Origin of the sequence: Mycobacterium sp. 852014-52144_SCH5372336 (assembly GCF_001665615.1) — a bacterium.
Lineage (GTDB): Bacteria > Actinomycetota > Actinomycetes > Mycobacteriales > Mycobacteriaceae > Mycobacterium > Mycobacterium neumannii_A.
The window spans coordinates 41110-59171 of the sequence record NZ_LZSW01000003.1 but is presented as its reverse complement, the minus strand read 5'-3'; the positions used below and the strand labels follow the sequence as shown (position 1 = coordinate 59171).

Below are 18062 nucleotides of genomic sequence, written 5' to 3'. Positions count from 1 at the left end.
GTTAAGCCTCGGGAGGCAACGGTGTGCTGACGTCGGGTGTCGGTGCGGTGGCGGCCCCGTCGGTCGGCAGGTTCAGCGGGGCACCGCATTGCAGCACCCCGTACATCGGGTCGTCCTTGGGCCGCAGCAGGCGCGGCGCGATGAACTGGTCGGCCTTGGCCACGATCTGGTCGTCGACGAGGATCTCGCAGTGCAGGTTGGAGCCGTAGGGCCATTCGATGGAGATCTCCATGCCGGCCAGTTGGGGGTCGGCCAGCACCGCGTTCACCTCGAACGTCTGACCGGGTAGCAGCGTGGGCTGCGCGCTGTTGACGTTGTGGTCGTCCATCTTGTACGCGACGACCGCGCCGCGGGAGGTACCGTCCGCACGCGCTCGGTAGATGACGTTGTGCAGAACTTCGGGCGCCGGCTGCGCCTCGGTCTCGGCGCTCGGTTGGGCCGCGGCGCCACCCGGGAACAGAACCGAGCCCACGAGCATCGCCGCGGCCGTCGCGCCAGCGGTCCGGATGCGCGTTGTGGGGGACATGCGACGAGAGAATACCGGCCGTGCCTGGGCAGACAAATTCGTAGCGGTAGCCATCGACATCAAGATCGGTAACTGCAGGTGGTTCGTTACCCGGAGCCATTCCGCGTCGCGTACGTCGACGCGGCGGATGCGACGCCCCGGCAGCTCACGGTCAGCTCCCTGCGGAAGCCCTCGACGTCGGGTGGTTCGGGCATGACTACTCGTCGCGCCAGGTGAGCGGCATGCCAAGACCCCCAAGCCACCGGTTGAGGTCGTAGTCGTGCCTGGCCAGCCCGTCGATCGCGGCCGCCGCGGTCTGGACCGCCTGTTCTCCGGTCTCGGGCGCCAGCAGGTTGTGCCGCACCGCGGTGAGCAGTTCGTCGACGTCGTGGAGTTCGACGCCCCGGCCGGTGCGGACCGCCAGGTCGAGGTAGTGGTCTTCGGCGTGCCAGACCTTCGAGCCCGGTGTGTAGTGGCCCACGTCCAGGTAGTAGTCCTGGTCGAGCTCGTGACCTGCGTTGAAGTGGAACACCGTCGCGCGCAGCCGCAGCGAGGGCAGCAGCCAGGACTCCAGATAGTGGAACTGCGCCCGGCCCGGGGTCGGACGAGCCATGTAGAGGCCCCAGGGCTGGACCGTGTAGATGTCGACCGCCCGCACGATGCCCTTCGGGTCGGTGTTGGTGCGGGCGACGAGGTCGAACGTCTCGTGTTTGGGAGCGTGGATGACAACAGGATAGGGCGCAGCGGGAATGAACTTGTCGGAGTACGCGCTTACCCTGAGTGATTATGGCTTTCGCTACTGAACACCCCGTGCTAGCGCACTCGGAGTACCGCCCCGTCGATGCGATCGTGCGCACGGGCAACCGCTTCGAGGTGGTCAGCCCCTACTCGCCGGCGGGCGACCAGCCGGCCGCCATCGACGAGCTGGAGCGCCGGATCAAGGCGGGCGAGCACGATGTGGTGCTGCTGGGCGCCACGGGCACCGGTAAGTCGGCGACGACGGCGTGGCTCATCGAGCGGGTCCAGCGGCCGACGCTGGTGATGGAACCGAACAAGACGCTCGCCGCGCAGATGGCAAACGAACTGCGGGAGATGTTGCCGCACAACGCCGTCGAGTACTTCGTCTCGTACTACGACTACTACCAGCCCGAGGCGTACATCGCCCAGACGGACACCTACATCGAGAAGGACAGCTCGATCAACGACGACGTCGAGCGGCTGCGCCACTCGGCGACCTCGAGCCTGCTGTCCCGCCGCGACGTGGTCGTGGTCGCCTCGGTGTCCTGCATCTACGGCCTGGGCACACCGCAGTCCTACCTGGACCGCAGCGTCGAGCTCAAGATCGGTGACGAGGTGCCGCGCGACGCGCTGCTACGGCTGCTCGTCGACGTGCAGTACACCCGCAACGACATGGCGTTCACCCGCGGCTCGTTCCGCGTGCGCGGAGACACCGTCGAGATCATCCCGTCCTACGAGGAGTTGGCGGTCCGCATCGAGTTCTTCGGCGACGAGATCGAAGAGCTGTACTACCTGCACCCGTTGACAGGAGACGTCGTCCGCAAGGTCGACACGCTGCGGATCTTCCCGGCCACCCACTACGTCGCGGGCCCGGAGCGCATGGCGCACGCGATCTCGACCATCGAACAGGAACTCGAGGAGCGGCTGGCCGAGCTCGAGGGCCAGGGCAAGCTGCTGGAGGCGCAGCGGCTGCGGATGCGCACCAACTACGACATCGAGATGATGCGCCAGGTCGGCTTCTGCTCGGGTATCGAGAACTACTCGCGTCACATCGACGCCAGGCCCGCCGGTTCCGCGCCCGCCACGCTGCTGGACTACTTCCCCGAAGACTTCATGCTGGTCATCGACGAGTCACACGTGACGGTGCCGCAGATCGGCGGCATGTACGAAGGCGACATGTCGCGTAAGCGAAACCTGGTCGACTTCGGCTTCCGGTTGCCCTCGGCCGTCGACAACCGCCCGCTCACCTGGGAGGAGTTCGCCGACCGCATCGGGCAGACCGTGTACCTGTCGGCGACGCCGGGACCGTACGAGCTCAGCCAGTCCGGCGGTGAGTTCGTCGAACAGGTCATCCGTCCAACGGGTTTGGTGGATCCCAAGGTGGTCGTGAAGCCGACGAAGGGGCAGATCGATGACCTGATCGGGGAGATCCGCATGCGCACCGAGCGCGACGAGCGGGTGCTCGTGACCACGCTGACCAAGAAGATGGCCGAGGACCTGACCGACTACCTGCTCGAGATGGGGATCAGGGTTCGCTACCTGCACTCGGAGGTGGACACGCTGCGTCGCGTCGAATTGCTGCGCCAACTGCGCCTCGGCGACTACGACGTGCTGGTCGGCATCAACCTGCTGCGCGAGGGTCTCGACCTGCCGGAGGTGTCGCTGGTCGCGATCCTCGACGCGGACAAGGAGGGGTTCCTGCGGTCGACCCGCAGCCTGATCCAGACCATCGGCCGCGCCGCCCGCAACGTGTCGGGCGAGGTGCACATGTACGCCGACAACATCACCGATTCGATGCGGGAAGCCATCGACGAGACCGAGCGCCGGCGTGCCAAGCAGATCGCCTACAACGAGGCCCACGGCATCGATCCGAAACCGTTGCGCAAAAAGATCGCCGACATTCTCGACCAGGTGTACCGCGAAGCCGACGACGTCGAAGTGGGCGGTTCGGGACGGAACGCGTCGCGCGGCCGCAGGGCGCAGGGCGAGCCCGGGCGGGCGGTCAGCGCAGGCATCATCGAGGGCCGTGACACCTCGAACATGCCGCGAGCCGAGTTGGCCGATCTGATTAGGGACCTGACCGAACAGATGATGGCCGCAGCGCGGGATCTGCAGTTCGAGTTGGCCGCGCGCATCCGCGACGAGATCCACGACCTGAAGAAGGAACTGCGCGGCATGGACGCCGCGGGTTTGAAGTAGGACGGACCCCGTCGGGACCTTCGGCCCTAGTCCCGGCCGGTCGCCTCGCGTACAAACGAAAGTATGAGTGACAGAACCGATATCGAATCGCCAGTCCACGTCGACGTGACGACGCGCGGTGATCTTCCCGGCGCGGCCGACTACGCGCGGAGCAAGATCGACGACGTCAGCCGGTTCGCGCACCGACCGTTGACACATGCCCACGTGAAGCTGACGCGCCATGGCGACCCGGAACTGGAACGTCCGGTCATCGCGCAAGCCAATCTCGACGTCGACGGCCGACTGGTCCGCGCTCAGGCTTCGGGCGACACCGCGCGCGATGCGATCGACCGCCTCGGGGAGCGCCTTCGAAGCCAGCTCCGGCGTGCCGCCGAGCACTGGCAGGCTCGCCGCGACGGCCGAACGGTGCGAGCTCCGCAGGACACCGACGAATCCGCGCAGCAACCCAACCGCCTTGCCCTTCCGCCCGAGGAGCGCCAAATTGTGCGGCGCAAGTCGTTCACCCTGGCGCCGTGCACGGTGGACGAGGCGGCGATGGAGATGAACCTGCTCGACTACGACTTCCACCTGTTCACCGAGGAGCGCACTCAGATGGCGAGCGTCCTCTACAAGAGCGGTCCGTCCGAATACCGGCTGGCGCAGGTGCAACCGGCTTCGGAAGACGAACTGGCACCGTTTGAACTGCCGCTGACGATCAGCCCCCACCCGCCGCCATGCCACACCGTCGAGCAGGCCGCCGAGCGGATGGGCATGCTCGGGCTGCCGTTCATGTTCTTCATCGACGCGGCGCAAGGTCGTGCAGCCGTGCTCTACCACCGCTACGACGGCCACTACGGGCTCATCACTCCTGCCGACTGAGGTCGCCGCTTGACCTGAACGATGGTTGAGCTCGTAGCGTGTCCGGCGTGACCGACACCGCGCCGACGACCCCTGCGGGACGCTGGCGCGACCTGTTGGGGCCGAAGTACCTCGGCGCCAGCACCGTCCTGGCCGGCGGCGTCGCGCTGTATGCCACCAACGAGTTCCTCACCATCAGCCTGATGCCCAGCGCGGTGGCCGACATCGGCGGTTACCGGCTGTACGCATGGGTGACGACGGTGTATCTGGTCGCTTCGGTGGTCGCGGCGACCACGGTGCACTCGACGTTGATGCGTTTCGGGCCGCGGGTGTCGTATCTGGGGGCGCTCAGCGTATTCGGTCTGGGCAGCCTGGCCTGCGCCGCGGCGCCCACGATGGAAGCCCTGCTCGTGGGGCGCACGGTGCAGGGGCTGGCGGGCGGGCTGCTGGCCGGGTTGGGCTATGCGGTGATCAATACGGCGTTGCCCGAGTGGTTGTGGACCAAGGCGTCGGCGTTGGTGTCGGCGATGTGGGGCGTCGGGACGCTGCTGGGTCCCGCCGCCGGGGGTCTGTTCTCCCAGTATGGTTCGTGGCGTTGGGCTTTCGGTGCGCTGGCGATTCTGACCGTGGCCATCGGTGTATTGGTCCCGCTGGCGTTGCCCAGACGCACGGGCGCCGACGTCGATGCGCCGCGGACACCGATTCCCGTGTGGTCGTTGATGTTGTTGGGTTTTGCGGCGTTGGCCGTCAGCGCGGCCGGTATCCCGCGCGATGTGTGGCTCACGGGCGTGTTGCTGGGCTTGGGCGCCGTCATGGTGGCGGTGTTCTTGTTCGTCGATCGGCGCCAACCCGCAGCGGTGTTGCCGCCCAGCGCTTTCGGGCGCGGGCCGCTGAAGTGGATTTATCTGACCCTCGCTGTGTTGATGGCCGCAACGATGGCGGACATGTACATCCCGCTGTTCGGTCAGCGACTGGCCGATCTCACACCGGTCGCGGCGGGTTTTCTCGGGGCGGGCCTGGCGCTCGGGTGGACGGTCGGTGAAATCGGCAGCGCCTCGATGAGCAACCGGCGCGCGATCAAGCGTACGGTCGCCGTCGCGCCGGCGGTGATGGCCACCGGTCTTGCCCTCACGGCGGTGGCCATGCGCGACGACGCATCGGCCGTCGCGGTAGCGGTCTGGGCGGTCGCGCTGATCGTGGCGGGCACCGGGATCGGGATCGCGTGGCCGCATCTGTCGGCATGGGCGATGAGCCGGGTGGACGACCCGTCGGAGGGGCCCACCGCGGCTGCGGCTATCAACACCGTTCAGCTGATTTCCGGTGCCTTCGGCGCGGGGCTGGCCGGAGTGCTGGTGAACATGACCGACAGCGGCGACGCCACACCGGCGCGGTGGCTGCTCGCCGCATTCGCCGGGCTTGCCGCCCTGGGCTTGATCGCGTCGACGCGAAGCGGCCGGCCGCGCTGCGGTGAGCCGCTTTAGCCGAGGACGCCAAAGCTCACCAGACCGCCTCCGGCGGGCAAACTGACGTCTCCCAACCGAACTGTGCGACAGCCTCATTCAGCGCACTCTGGACGGCTCTGCGCCGGACTTTGCTGCTGCGAAGTGAGCCACGCCGGGCGCAGGCGGGATCGTCGACGCGAGGATCGCGCGTATAGGATCGACGCGGGTGGGAACCGATAATTCATTGCAGTAGTGAGGGATTGGTCGTGAGCGTAAAGAAGATCGGAGTGCAAGCGGGACTTGTCGGTGCACTGGCGTTCACTGCCTTGGGCGTCGGAGCGGGTGTCGCCAACGCCGAGGTAGCGGTGACCAGCACACCAGACGTGACCTGGAAGCTCGACAAGTAGGATGACTGGGACGACTGGGACAAGCGTCGTGGTCCGCGCTGGGACGGCCCGGCCTACTACGGTCCGCATTACGGCGGTCCCTGCGCCTGGGTGCCTCCCGCCGTCTCGATGTGGGTGCCGCCGGCCGCCTGCTAGCGGATATTGCCGCCAACGGCGCCGAACGTGAGCTTGTTGTCGAACTGAGCTCGAATTCTCGGACACAACCTCACGTTGGGCGCGATAAGAGTCAGCCGCGTGCACGCAGGCCGTCGGCGTACCGCAGATCGGACACCAGCGCGTCGAAGGCTTTCTCCCGATCCTGCGGTGGCCCGCGCAGCACCGATGACGGATGCACGGTCACGGCGACTTCGGGTGCGACGTCGAGCTCCTCGATCGCCGGGAGTTCCAATACCTCGCCGCGGTGTGCGGTCAGCCGAAACTTGCTGCCCAGCAGCGACTGTGCGGCGGTCGCACCCATCAGCACCAGCACCTCGGGTCTGACGGCATCCAGCTCGGCCAGCAGCCACGGTCGGCATGCCACGACTTCCGTGCGGCCCGGGGTCTTGTGGATCCGCCGCTTGCCGCGTTCGGGCAGTGTGAACTTGAAGTGCTTGACCGCATTGGTCACGTACACCCGTTCACGGTCGATACCGGCCTGCACCAGCGCCTTGTCCAGCAGCTTGCCCGCGGGGCCGACGAACGGCTGTCCGGCCTTGTCCTCCTGATCGCCGGGCTGCTCGCCGACCAGCATCATGTCCGCGCCGGAGGAACCGCCGCCGAACACGACCTGCGTTGCGTCGAGGTACAGATCGCATCCCTTGCAACCGTGCGCGGCGTCGGCGAGCGCAGCGAGCTCGCGGGTCTCGGGTACGAACTCCGCCGCGGTGTGGGCTGGCCTTGCGGGCATGGGAAACGGTTACCCGGTTATACAGCCGCCACTCGCGCTACCGGGTCGACTTGACCACCTGCGCGAAGCTGAACTGCCAGCGCTCGACGATCCGGAAGCCCATCGCCTGCGGCACCCGGTACGCAGGTGCTCGGCGCAGACGCGGTCCCGGGTCCAGTGCGCGCCCGCTCTCCCGATCCGGGACGGTGGCGTCGCGTTGTGAGACCGTCCACAACACGGTGCAGGGCCGAAGTCGGTCGGCCACACCCCAAATCCCAAGATGGAAGTCCCACAAGCGGTTTCGATCCGCTGCGCGGCGACCGCGGCCGGGGTCGACGAGGGCCGCGTACGCCTCGGGGCGCGCTGCCGTCAACGGACGAATCGGGCCGGGCGCCCAGTTGGTGGTGTTGTCGAGGACCACGCAGTCGCCGGGGGAGGCGTTCGCCGTCAGGACGTCGGCCACCTGGCTGAAGTCCATGCCCTCCTTGGCGTAAGGACCTCGCTGTTCGACCAGATAGTTCGGGGTCGCCGCCACCGCCAGCACGGTCAGCACCACCGCGACGGCCTCACGCGTCCTGGCGACCGCGGTGATGGCGACCGCCAACAGCAGCGCCATCGCCGGCGAGGTGTAGCTCAGATAGCGCGGGTAGTACACGGGCTCCCACCACACGGAGTACAGCAGCAGCACTGCCGTCGGAAGCACGATCCACGCAGCGCTGATCCCCACCAGCGACCGGACGCCGCGATCCGTCGGCCGGAACCGTCGCATCGCGAGCAGCGCCAGCACCAGCCCCGCCGTGACCGCGAACGCCACGCTGTGGTCGAAGTACTGCTCCTGCACGACTTCTGCGACCGTGTGCCAGCCCGGCGGCCTGATCCACCGCACCTGGGCGACCTGCGTCCTGCTGAACGCCAGAAACGGGGCCAGGACCGCGATCGCCACCGCGGCCGTCACGATCCACCGGCGCGCGACCGCTCGCGGTGCCGCCACCGCGGCCAGCGTCACGGCGTGCACGAGCACCATCAGCACGACGAAGATGTTCAGCAGCGACGACCCGACCAGCGCCAGCCCGTAGCAGACCCACAGCCATCTGGCGTTGCGGCGGACCGCGAGCAGCAACAACACCGTCAGCCAGACCGCCGCGGCCACGGTCAGCGCATAGGACCTCGCCTCGATACCCGCCCACGTGACGCGCGGCAGGATCGCCAACACGATGCCCGCACATACGGCCGTCGTCCGCGAGGCGAAGCGGCGCGCCAGGACGACGAGGCCGCCGCTCGCCAGCCCGACCGCGAGGCAGCTCGACAGCCTGGAGTAGAACTCGGTGACCGGAAACACCGCGAACCACCCGTGCATCAGCAGGTAGTACAGGCCGTGCACCGCGTCGATGTTGTGCAGCAGGCCCCAGAGTTGGGGGATCGACCGCGTCGACGCCGAGATCGTGGCCGCCTCGTCGAACCACAGCGACGGCCGAGCCGCGCCCGCCGCCGACACCGCGACCGCGAACAGTGCAGTCAGCGCGGCGTCGAACCGGCCGGCGCGAAGGGATCCCGACGGGTCGAGACGCGCGAGGCGGTGCGGTCCCAGCGACAGATCCACGCCCTGTTACCCACCCTTCCCGCGAACGGCAAAACGCTAGCGTGCGCGCTCGCGCAGCGCTCGCCGAAGCGGTATGAAAGTCACGACGACCGAGGTACCGACGCCGCCGGCGATCGCTTCGCGCGGCCGGGTGTAGGCGGCGTCACCTGGACCGGTCCGGCGTGACGTTGGGTGCGAAGTAGGACGAAATCGCAGGCAAATGCCACCTGAGCGGCTACTGTTCCGGGTGGCAACGAACTGAAACTGGGAGGATATGGATGAGCGCCTATCAGACCGTCTTGGTTGGCACGGACGGATCGGACTCGTCGTTGCGCGCGGTCGAGAAAGCGGGTCAGATCGCCGGTGACGCCAAGCTGGTCATCGCCACGGCGTACTTCCCCCAGAACGACGATCAGCGCGCGGCCGACGTGCTCAAGGACGAGGGTTACAAGATGTCCGGCAACGCGCCGATCTACGCGATCCTGCGCGAGGCGAAGGAACGCGCCCACCAGGCCGGTGCCACGAATGTCGAGGAGAAGGCCATCGTCGGCGCCCCCGTCGACGCGCTGGTCGAACTCGCCGAGGAGGTCAAGGCGGATCTGCTGGTCGTCGGTAACGTCGGCCTGTCCACGATCGCCGGCCGGTTGCTCGGTTCCGTTCCCGCCAACGTCGCACGCCGCTCCAAGAGCGATGTGCTGATTGTGCACACCACGCCGTAACCACCACCAGCGCCGCCACGATCGTCCAGTCGCCCCACCGCTGATAAAGGGTCGTCCGCGCGTCCAGCGGAACGTCAACGACAGTGACCTCGCGCTCGGCGGCCGGCATCCATGCCAGTCGGCGGCCGCGGGCATCGAACGCCGAACTGACCCCCGACAGCGCGGCGTGGACCGCGGGACGGCCCGTTTCGACCGCATGTACGGCGGGCATCGCCGCCAACTGCGGTTGCGCCCAACTGCCTTGGTATGAGGACGTCGAACTCTGGTAGACGAGGAGCTCCGCTCCCCGTCGGACCGCTGCCCGCGCGAGGTCGGAGAACATCGTCTCGAAGCTGATCAGCGGTCCGATCGCGACGACGTCGGTGTCCAGGACGACGGGCCCTTGCCCGCGGCGGCGATCCTCGCCCGCGGCCTGGGTGTCCGACGTGGCCCAGCCGATCAGGGGCCGCAGCGGCACATATTCGCCGAAGGGGACCAGGCGCGTCTTCGCGTACGAGCCCTGCAGACCGCCCGGTCCGACCAGCACCGACGACTTGTAGATGCCGCCCGATGCCGCCCGGGCGTCGACGTTGACCAGCAGGTCCGCACCGACGCGCCGCGAAAGGGCGGCGAGCCGCGCCGTGACTTCCGGGTGGGCCGCCAGGTCCGCGCCCACACTGCTCTCGCCCCAAACGACCAGGTCGAGTGGTTGCCCGGCCAGCTCCGAGGTCAGGGCCTCGCTCGCGGCCTGTCGCGCCGTAGATTCGGCGATGTCACCTGGTTGGACGAGCGCGACGCGGACCGTCGGGCCGGACGTGGGTGTCGGCCCCCACCAGAACCAGACCGGACCGGCCGCCAGAAGAACCACCGCGAGCACCGCCGGCGCCGCCGAACGCCGCACCAGGGCCGCGACAACCGCGGTGTTGACCGCCACCACCAGGAAGCTGACGAGCCACACGCCGCCCAGCGTGGCGGGCGCCAGTGTGGCGGGTTGATTCCACTGCGATGCGCCAAGGACGGCCCACGGCCCGCCGAGCCGGTCCCACGATCGGACCGCTTCCGCGAGCACCCACAGGCTGGGCAATACCGCTACGGCGCTGACGGCTCGAACGGCATTGACGTCGCCGGAGAGCAGGCGGTGCGCCGCCCACCCGAAGGGCAGCCACAGCGCACCGAGTCCGGCGGCGAGCACGAGCAGCGGGGGACCGGTGCTCGGCCACAGCCAGTATTGGGTGACGCCGACGAACGCCGCCATCGCCAACCAGGCTCGCGCGGCGGCCTGTCCAGCCGTCGGCGCCGCTCGGAGCACGAGCAGCAGCGGGACCAGCCCGATCCAGGCCAGCCACCACAGGGCGGGCGCCGGGAACGCGAGCGCGGGGAACGCGCCGGCGAGGACCGCCGACGCGTAGCCCCGCAGCGAGATCAGGTGCTCGACGCTTTAGCGATGCTCGCGATCGCTTGGTCGAGCGTGGAGTTGAACTCTTCGTCGCTCTGCTGGGCGGTCAGGCCCTCGGTCAGCGCGCGCGAGAAGCTCGCGATGACACCGATGTTGCGCGACAGCTTTTCGTTCGCCTCGTCGCGGCTGTAGCCGCCGGACAGCGCCACGACCCGCAGCACGTTCGGATGCTCGACCAGATCCTTGTACAGGTTGTCGGTGTCGGGCAGCGTGAGCTTGAGCATGACCTTCTTGTCGCCGAGCTTGCCAACGCCGTCGAGTAGCGCGGCCTTGAGCTGCTCCTCGGCCTCGGCCTTCTTCGCGCTCTTGATGTCGACCTCGGGCTCGATGATCGGCACCAGGCCCTTGGCGAGTACCTGCTCTGCGACCTCGAACTGCTGGGCGACGACCGCGTCCAGACCGGCGCCGGGCAGTTTGATGACCGAACGCTCCTTGGTGCCGAAGACCCCGTTCGCTGCGGCGCGGTCGAGCAGATCGTCGAGGCCGGGCATCGGCTTCATCGTCTGCGCGCCGTCCTGCTCGTCGTTGAGACCCTTGTCGATCTTGAGGAACGGAACGATGTTCTTGACGTTCCACAGGTAGTCGGCGGTCGGACGGCCCTCGATCTCGCGGTCCATCGTCTGCTCGAACAGGATGGTGCCCATGATGCGGTCGCCGTCAAAGGCGGGGCTGGTGATGATCCGGGTGCGCATCTCGTGCACGAGGTCGAACATCTGGTCGTCGCCGGAGTAGGCGTCCTCGGCGATCCCGTAGAGCTTCAGCGCCTTGGGGGTGCTGCCGCCGCTCTGGTCGAGTGCCGCGATGAACCCGGCGCCGCTCTGCGCCTTCTTCAACTGATCGGTGTTCATGTCTGCCCTTTCTTCGTCACCAGGCAATCTATCGAAGTTCACACGGCCGAGCGTCAGATGGCCGCTCAATAACGCGGGGGCCGCACTCCCGGGTCACCGCAGGACGCGATCGAATTGGCGGATCGGATGAATTCCGTGCAGGTCCCGGTACGACGGCGGCCTGCGGCCTCCGGCGTCGTCGATGCCGTACTGCGCGGCCAACTCCGCGCCGATGAAGGTTTGGCCGCTCTTGTCCATCAACTGGGGGTCGTTGAACAGGGCCCAGATCAGATGCCCGGTGAACTCCGGCGTCTCGGTGTTGTCGAGCAGGTGGGCGAGTTTGTCGGGCGTGCTCGCGACCAGCTTCTTGAAGCGTTCGGTCAGCAGCACCCCCATCCAGATCGACGCCGTCGCGATGCCGAAGTCCTTGAAGTCGACGGCCATGTCGGCGGCCATCTTGTCGGTGCCCGCTTTGTGAACGCCGTATGCCGGGCCGAACACGTAGTGGGCCGCACCGGGCGCGGAGGTGAACACCACCAGCCCGCGCCGCTGCGCGAGCATCAGCGGGGCCGCGTACACGGTCGCGACGTAGCTGCTGCGCAGGCCGACCTCGAGGGAGTCGATGACGTTGACGGGCTCTTCCCAGAACCGGGTTCGGCCCATCATCTCCTCGCGGATGATCACCGCGTTGTTCACGAGGATGTCCAGCCGGCCCTGTTCCCGTCCGACCCGCTCGAACAGGGCCTTCGTCTGCTCGTCGTCGGCATGGTCGACGCGGACGGCGATTCCGGTGCCGCCTGCGGCCGTGACGAGTTCGGCGGTCTCGTGGATCGTGCCGTCGAGCACGGACTCGCCTGCGCGCTCGGTGCGCCCGGTGACATACACCGTGCAGCCGTGGCTGCCCAGCGCGTGCGCGATCCCGCGTCCGGCGCCGCGGCTGGCACCTGTGACGACCGCGATCGGCGCGTCTACCAACCGCGTTCCTTCCACTCGGCCAGATGCGGCCGTTCCGTGCCGAGCGTGGTGTCGTCGCCGTGGCCCGGGTAGACAACCGTCGAGTCGTCGTAAACGTCGAACACGCGGCGGGTGACGTCGCCGAGCAACTGGTCGAAAGCCCCGTCCTCCCACGTCTTGCCGACACCGCCGGGAAACAGGCAGTCGCCGGTGAACAGGTGGGTGGCCTCGTCGGCGCCGTCGAGCGCGAGCGCCACCGAACCGGGGGTGTGGCCCTGCAGGTGGATGACGTCGAGGGACAGCTCGCCGATGTCGACGGTGTCGCCGTGGGCGAGGAGCCGATCGGGCCGGACCGGCAGCGGGTCGGCGTCGAGTTGGTGCGCCGCCGTCGGCGCCCCGGTGACCTTGGCCACTTCTTCCAGCGCCTGCCAGTGGTCGAAGTGCTGGTGGCTCGTCACGATCAGCGACAGTTTCGGGGCGTGCTTCTCGAGCACTTCAAGCAGTGTCGGCGCATCGTTGGCGGCGTCGATCAGAAGCGTTTTGCCTGTTCGGGAACACGTGATCAGGTAGGCGTTGTTGTCCATCGGGCCGACCGAGACCTTGACGATCGAGGCGTTCGGAAGCGTGCGCCGGGCCCCTGTGCCTGGTTCGACGTGGCCGGTGTAGTTGTCGTCGACGACGGTCATGTCCTCACGGTATCCGGCTGGTCTGGGGCTTGTCGGTGGGTCCACATAGAGTGGTTTTGAACTATCTCTGCGGGAGGAAAAACCGGGTGGCTGACCGCCTTGTCGTCAAGGGTGCGCGCGAGCACAACCTGCGAAGTGTCGATCTTGATTTACCACGTGACGCGCTGATCGTCTTCACCGGCCTCTCGGGTTCGGGGAAGTCGTCACTGGCCTTCGACACGATCTTCGCCGAGGGCCAGCGCCGTTACGTCGAGTCGCTGTCGGCCTACGCCCGCCAGTTTCTCGGTCAGATGGACAAACCCGACGTCGACTTCATCGAGGGGTTGTCGCCTGCGGTGTCCATCGACCAGAAGTCGACCAACCGCAACCCGCGGTCGACGGTCGGCACCATCACCGAGGTCTACGACTACCTGCGGCTGTTGTACGCCCGCGCGGGTACGCCGCACTGCCCGATCTGCGGTGAGCGCATCGCCCGCCAGACGCCGCAGCAGATCGTCGACCAGGTGCTGGCGATGGACGAGGGCCTTCGGTTTCAGGTGCTCGCGCCGGTGGTGCGCACCCGCAAGGGCGAGTTCGTCGACCTGTTCGACAAGCTGAACACGCAGGGCTACAGCCGCGTGCGCGTCGACGGTGTGGTGTATCCGCTCACCGATCCGCCGAAGCTGAAGAAGCAGGAGAAACACGACATCGAGGTGGTCGTCGACCGCCTGACGGTGAAGGCGAGCGCCAAGCAGCGGCTGACGGACTCGATCGAGACGGCGCTGAATCTGGCCGACGGCATCGTCGTGCTGGAGTTCGTCGACCGCGAGGACGACCATCCGCACCGCGAACAGCGGTTCTCCGAGAAGCTGGCCTGCCCCAACGGACATCCGCTGGCCGTCGACGATCTCGAGCCGCGCTCGTTCTCGTTCAACTCGCCCTACGGCGCCTGCCCCGAATGTCTGGGCCTGGGCATCCGCAAGGAGGTCGATCCGGAACTGGTGGTGCCGGACCCGGACCTGACCTTGGCCGAGGGGGCGATCGCGCCCTGGTCGATGGGGCAGACCGCGGAGTACTTCACCCGGATGCTGGCGGGGCTCGGTGACGCGCTCGGGTTCGATGTCAACACGCGGTGGAAGAAGCTGCCCGCCAAGGCGCGCCGGGCGATCCTCGAGGGCTGCGACGAGCAGGTGCACGTGCGGTACAAGAACCGTTACGGCCGAACCCGTTCGTACTACGCCGATTTCGAGGGTGTGATGGCGTTCCTGCAGCGCAGGATGGAGCAGACGGACTCCGAGCAGATGAAGGAGCGTTACGAGGGCTTCATGCGCGATGTGCCCTGCCCGGAGTGTGAGGGCACGCGGCTCAAGCCCGAAATCCTCGCGGTGACCCTGACGGCGGGGGAGTTCGGGCCGAAGTCCATCGCCGAGGTCGCCGAGCTGTCAATCGCCGAATGCTCGGAGTTTCTCAACGCGTTGACGCTGGGCGCACGCGAGCAGGCCATCGCGGGTCAGGTGCTCAAGGAGATCCAGTCGCGGTTGGGCTTCCTGCTCGACGTCGGACTGGACTACCTGTCGCTCTCGCGGGCCGCCGCCACGCTGTCCGGCGGTGAGGCGCAACGTATCCGGCTCGCCACCCAGATCGGGTCGGGCCTCGTCGGGGTGCTCTACGTGCTCGACGAACCGTCGATCGGGCTGCATCAGCGGGACAACCGCCGGCTGATCGACACGCTCGTCCGGCTGCGGGATCTGGGTAACACGCTGATTGTCGTCGAGCATGATCTCGACACGATCGCCCACGCCGACTGGGTCGTCGACATCGGTCCCGCGGCGGGGGAGCACGGCGGTCAGATCGTGCACAGCGGGCCCTACGACGAGCTGCTGAAGAACCCGGAATCGCTTACCGGAGCCTATCTTTCGGGCAAGGAAGAGATCGAGGTGCCGGCGATCCGGCGGCCGGTCGACAAGAAGCGGCTGCTGACGGTCGTCGGCGCCCGCGAGCACAACCTGCGCGAGATCGACGTGTCCTTTCCCCTCGGCGTGCTGACCGCGGTCACCGGTGTTTCGGGCTCGGGTAAGTCCACGTTGGTCAACGACATCCTGGCGTCGGTGCTGGCGAACAAGCTCAACGGTGCCCGGCAGGTGCCGGGCCGCCACACCCGGGTCACGGGTTTGGACAAGCTGGACAAACTCGTTCGGGTCGACCAGTCCCCGATCGGGCGCACACCGCGGTCCAACCCAGCCACCTACACCGGCGTCTTCGACAAGATCCGCACGCTGTTCGCGGCCACCACCGAGGCCAAGGTGCGGGGGTATCAACCGGGGCGGTTCTCCTTCAACGTCAAGGGCGGTCGCTGCGAGGCGTGTTCCGGCGACGGCACCATCAAGATCGAGATGAACTTCCTTCCCGACGTGTACGTGCCGTGCGAGGTGTGCCACGGCGCCCGGTACAACCGCGAGACGCTCGAGGTGCACTACAAGGGCAAGACCGTCGCCGAGGTCCTCGACATGTCGATCGAGGAGGCGTCCGAATTCTTCGCCCCGATCACCTCGATACACCGGTACCTCAAGACGCTCGTCGACGTCGGTCTGGGCTACGTGCGGCTGGGCCAACCGGCCCCGACACTGTCCGGTGGTGAGGCCCAGCGCGTGAAGTTGGCCTCCGAGCTGCAGAAGCGGTCGACCGGGCGCACGGTGTACATCCTCGACGAGCCGACCACCGGTCTGCACTTCGAGGACATCCGCAAGCTGCTCAAGGTCATCAACGGGCTTGTCGACAAAGGCAATACGGTCATCGTCATCGAGCACAACCTCGACGTGATCAAGACGTCGGACTGGATCGTCGACATGGGGCCCGAGGGCGGAGCGGGCGGCGGCACCCTGGTCGCGTCCGGGACACCCGAGGATGTCGCTGCCAATTCCGACAGCTACACCGGCCACTTCCTCGCCGAGTGTCTGGGCGTCGAACGGCCGAAGCCCAAGGCGCGCAACGCCAAACGCAGCAAGGTCAGCGCCTGACCACCCGTCGAAACTGGGCCTGTGTTCGAGAATTCAGCAGCGCAATCTCGTGCAGATCTTCAGCTTCGGCGTTGAGCCTTCGACAGCGGCGACGGGAACCGTGGGCTGACCCGTACTCCGTCGAGCCAATCGGTCAGCTGGTCGGCGCGCTCGCGCAGTCGGCCCTGCGCCGAGCGACCCACGTCTTCGAGCAACCGCAGCTCGACCCGCCCGGCACCGTCCTGAGCCCAGGCACCGACGATCCTGCCGTCGCACCATGCCGTGGGACCGCCGTTGCCGTTTCGGTCGAACACCTGCGCCCGGTGCGGTCCGAGGTACCAGTCGCGGTCGAACCAGCCCATCGTCGTGACGTCCAGACCGGGCAGCAGTGCGCACCACGGTTCGGGTTCGGGTTCCGCGTCGAGGTCGTCGGGTAGAACGAAGCCCGGTGTGCCGTCGAGGTCGACCTCGACCGCGCCGATGTCCCGCAACGCTTCTCGCGCCCAGGTCACCGTGTTGCCGAACCACCACTTGATGTCGGTCAAAGTGGCCGGGCCGAAGGCGGCAAGCCAGCGGCGCACGACCTCGGAGCGGGCCATCTGCGGGTCAGCGGCACTGGCGGTGCCGATCCACTCGGCGGTGGCGATCCAGCGGGGTCGCGACGTCGTCCACTTCCCGTCGTTGGGGCCGCGCATGATGTCGCCGCGCACCGCCAGCACGGTCAGGATGCGCGGTGCCAACGGGGTTTCGCCGCCCCACCGCTTACCCGGGGCTGGATCCCACGACCCTGCCAACTCCGGCAGCGCCTCGCGCAGGTCCTTCGCACTCGTCGCCCCATGCTCGGTCAGATGCGTAAGGACCGCCGTGCGGGCCGCATCGAGCCACGCGTCGCCATCGGTGCAAACACCGGCCTTCTGCGCGTCGGCGATGAGTCGGCGACGCTCGGTGTCGGCGACCCGATCGCTTGCCGCGGACTGGATCAGCGGCATATCGCTGGCGTGGACGGTCCACAGCGTCCTGCGCATCGCGAGATGTTTGACCAGCGTGCGCGGCTCGTAGAGTTCGGTGTCCAGATCGGCGACGGCGAACCCCGCCAGCCGCGCCCACAGCGACAGGTACGGGCTGGCCGGATCGGTCGCATGCAGCCCGAGCACACCGCGGACGACGGCGCCGACGGAGTCCGCAGGCGCACAGAGGAAGTGTCGACGGGCCAGCCGTGCCCGCCGCTCGTCGACCGTGAATCTGCGCATCGCCTGCGAACCGTACCGGTGGGCGCCGACAGAAGTTTGGGATCGGTAGCGACCGGTGCGGTCTTGACTTACCGCCATGACGGGCGCCATCGGGGCGATGTCCCAACGAAGGGTAGATCGATGAATCGCGTTGTTGTGGGTCTGATCGGACTGGTCGCCGGCGCCACCGTGCTGGTGGGCTGTTCGGACGACAAGGGAAGTGCCCCCGCGGCCAGCGCGGCGGGCGTGAGCAGCGGCGGCAGCACGGAGGTGAAGGTCGACGGCAAGGATCTCGAAGGTCTGGACCTCAACACCGTCACCTGCGTGAAGCAGGGCGGCCGGATCAACGTCGCCAGCGGCGCGATCGGCGGTCAGCAGGGCCTGGGCATCGTGATGAGCGATGAGGCGAATCCGAAGGTGGAGTCGCTGGGCATGGTGGTCGACGGAAACGCGCTCGCGGTCAGCAACACCATGGGTGCCAAGGTCGGTTCGGCCGAGGTGAAGGTCGACGGCGACACCTACACCATCACCGGCGAAGCGGCGGGCGCCGACATCTCGAACCCGATGGCAGGGTCGATCACCAAGCCGTTCACCGTGAAGGTCAACTGCAGTTGAGCGATCCACCTCCTGAAGCGGCGGGCGTGCCAGGCATGCCCGCCGCTTTC

General features: G+C 67.6%; 15 protein-coding genes and 1 pseudogene. 7 read left to right on the top strand and 9 right to left on the bottom strand.

Going from position 1 to position 18062, the window contains the following annotated elements:
- Position 1 precedes the first annotated feature (1 nt).
- Together A5759_RS00290 and A5759_RS00285 are read right to left on the bottom strand one after the other, a co-directional pair.
- The gene (locus A5759_RS00290; RefSeq protein ID WP_066850189.1) at positions 2 to 526 is read right to left on the bottom strand and encodes a hypothetical protein; all 525 of its coding nucleotides are present in this window, start codon (positions 524 to 526) and stop codon (positions 2 to 4) included.
- A gap of 196 nt (positions 527 to 722) precedes the next feature.
- Positions 723 to 1229: a DUF402 domain-containing protein gene (locus A5759_RS00285; RefSeq protein ID WP_197505908.1), complete on the bottom strand. Its 507-nt coding sequence runs from the start codon at positions 1227 to 1229 to the stop codon at positions 723 to 725.
- Positions 1230 to 1291: 62 nt separating this feature from the next.
- Here A5759_RS00285 and uvrB point away from each other — a divergent pair, with 62 nt between their 5' ends.
- From uvrB to A5759_RS26205, 4 genes are all read left to right on the top strand, one after another.
- A complete protein-coding gene (uvrB, locus tag A5759_RS00280) occupies positions 1292 to 3442 on the top strand; it encodes an excinuclease ABC subunit UvrB (RefSeq protein WP_068192386.1) in 2151 nt (716 codons plus the stop codon).
- A gap of 63 nt (positions 3443 to 3505) precedes the next feature.
- Positions 3506 to 4300, top strand: a complete 795-nt coding sequence (locus A5759_RS00275; protein ID WP_068192382.1) for an HPF/RaiA family ribosome-associated protein — start codon at positions 3506 to 3508, stop codon at positions 4298 to 4300.
- Positions 4301 to 4347: 47 nt separating this feature from the next.
- A complete protein-coding gene (locus A5759_RS00270; RefSeq protein ID WP_068192467.1) occupies positions 4348 to 5760 on the top strand; it encodes an MFS transporter in 1413 nt (470 codons plus the stop codon).
- A gap of 227 nt (positions 5761 to 5987) precedes the next feature.
- Complete coding sequence (locus tag A5759_RS26205; protein ID WP_231984490.1) at positions 5988 to 6128, top strand: hypothetical protein; 141 nt, start codon at positions 5988 to 5990, stop codon at positions 6126 to 6128.
- A 226-nt stretch (positions 6129 to 6354) separates the two neighbouring features.
- Here the strand turns inward: A5759_RS26205 and A5759_RS00265 are convergent, their stop codons facing one another.
- Both A5759_RS00265 and A5759_RS00260 read right to left on the bottom strand, forming a co-directional pair.
- A complete protein-coding gene (locus A5759_RS00265; protein ID WP_068192379.1) occupies positions 6355 to 7014 on the bottom strand; it encodes a UdgX family uracil-DNA binding protein in 660 nt (219 codons plus the stop codon).
- Between the two features lie 37 nt (positions 7015 to 7051).
- The gene (locus tag A5759_RS00260; RefSeq protein ID WP_068192377.1) at positions 7052 to 8593 is read right to left on the bottom strand and encodes a glycosyltransferase family 39 protein; all 1542 of its coding nucleotides are present in this window, start codon (positions 8591 to 8593) and stop codon (positions 7052 to 7054) included.
- Between the two features lie 257 nt (positions 8594 to 8850).
- Here A5759_RS00260 and A5759_RS26200 point away from each other — a divergent pair, with 257 nt between their 5' ends.
- Positions 8851 to 9291: a universal stress protein gene (locus A5759_RS26200; RefSeq protein ID WP_068192374.1), complete on the top strand. Its 441-nt coding sequence runs from the start codon at positions 8851 to 8853 to the stop codon at positions 9289 to 9291.
- On the opposite strand, the pseudogene lnt reads toward A5759_RS26200, so the two are convergent.
- From lnt to A5759_RS00235, 4 genes and pseudogenes are all read right to left on the bottom strand, one after another.
- Positions 9245 to 10696 (bottom strand): annotated as a pseudogene (gene lnt / locus A5759_RS00250) (apolipoprotein N-acyltransferase); the annotation flags it as partial. The gene A5759_RS26200 and the pseudogene lnt sit on opposite strands and share 47 nt — an antisense overlap.
- A complete protein-coding gene (locus A5759_RS00245; protein ID WP_068192372.1) occupies positions 10693 to 11574 on the bottom strand; it encodes a fructose bisphosphate aldolase in 882 nt (293 codons plus the stop codon). The pseudogene lnt and the gene A5759_RS00245, both read right to left, overlap by 4 nt.
- 93 nt (positions 11575 to 11667) lie before the next feature.
- Entirely contained in the window at positions 11668 to 12528 is an 861-nt protein-coding gene (locus A5759_RS00240) for an SDR family NAD(P)-dependent oxidoreductase (RefSeq protein WP_156616756.1), read from the bottom strand.
- The gene (locus A5759_RS00235) at positions 12522 to 13193 is read right to left on the bottom strand and encodes an MBL fold metallo-hydrolase (RefSeq protein ID WP_068192368.1); all 672 of its coding nucleotides are present in this window, start codon (positions 13191 to 13193) and stop codon (positions 12522 to 12524) included. The genes A5759_RS00240 and A5759_RS00235 overlap by 7 nt, the downstream gene beginning before the upstream one ends.
- 86 nt (positions 13194 to 13279) lie before the next feature.
- Here A5759_RS00235 and uvrA point away from each other — a divergent pair, with 86 nt between their 5' ends.
- Entirely contained in the window at positions 13280 to 16189 is a 2910-nt protein-coding gene (uvrA, locus tag A5759_RS00230) for an excinuclease ABC subunit UvrA (RefSeq protein WP_068192364.1), read from the top strand.
- Between the two features lie 59 nt (positions 16190 to 16248).
- Here the strand turns inward: uvrA and A5759_RS00225 are convergent, their stop codons facing one another.
- Positions 16249 to 17418: a winged helix DNA-binding domain-containing protein gene (locus A5759_RS00225; RefSeq protein ID WP_068192461.1), complete on the bottom strand. Its 1170-nt coding sequence runs from the start codon at positions 17416 to 17418 to the stop codon at positions 16249 to 16251.
- Between the two features lie 120 nt (positions 17419 to 17538).
- Here A5759_RS00225 and A5759_RS00220 point away from each other — a divergent pair, with 120 nt between their 5' ends.
- Positions 17539 to 18012 (top strand): lipoprotein LpqH, encoded by a 474-nt coding sequence (locus tag A5759_RS00220; protein WP_064395685.1) that lies wholly within the window; start codon positions 17539 to 17541, stop codon positions 18010 to 18012.
- Positions 18013 to 18062 lie beyond the last annotated feature (50 nt).

Bases quoted from the DNA above. Each gene is read 5' to 3' on its own strand.
- A5759_RS00220 (WP_064395685.1), top strand. From the start codon at position 17,539: ATGAATCGCGTTGTTGTGGGTCTGATCGGACTGGTCGCCGGCGCCACC.
- uvrB (WP_068192386.1), top strand. From the start codon at position 1,292: ATGGCTTTCGCTACTGAACACCCCGTGCTAGCGCACTCGGAGTACCGC.
- A5759_RS26200 (WP_068192374.1), top strand. From the start codon at position 8,851: ATGAGCGCCTATCAGACCGTCTTGGTTGGCACGGACGGATCGGACTCG.
- A5759_RS00245 (WP_068192372.1), bottom strand. From the start codon at position 11,574: ATGAACACCGATCAGTTGAAGAAGGCGCAGAGCGGCGCCGGGTTCATC.
- A5759_RS00235 (WP_068192368.1), bottom strand. From the start codon at position 13,193: ATGACCGTCGTCGACGACAACTACACCGGCCACGTCGAACCAGGCACA.
- A5759_RS00265 (WP_068192379.1), bottom strand. From the start codon at position 7,014: ATGCCCGCAAGGCCAGCCCACACCGCGGCGGAGTTCGTACCCGAGACC.
- A5759_RS00275 (WP_068192382.1), top strand. From the start codon at position 3,506: ATGAGTGACAGAACCGATATCGAATCGCCAGTCCACGTCGACGTGACG.
- A5759_RS00225 (WP_068192461.1), bottom strand. From the start codon at position 17,418: ATGCGCAGATTCACGGTCGACGAGCGGCGGGCACGGCTGGCCCGTCGA.
- A5759_RS00290 (WP_066850189.1), bottom strand. From the start codon at position 526: ATGTCCCCCACAACGCGCATCCGGACCGCTGGCGCGACGGCCGCGGCG.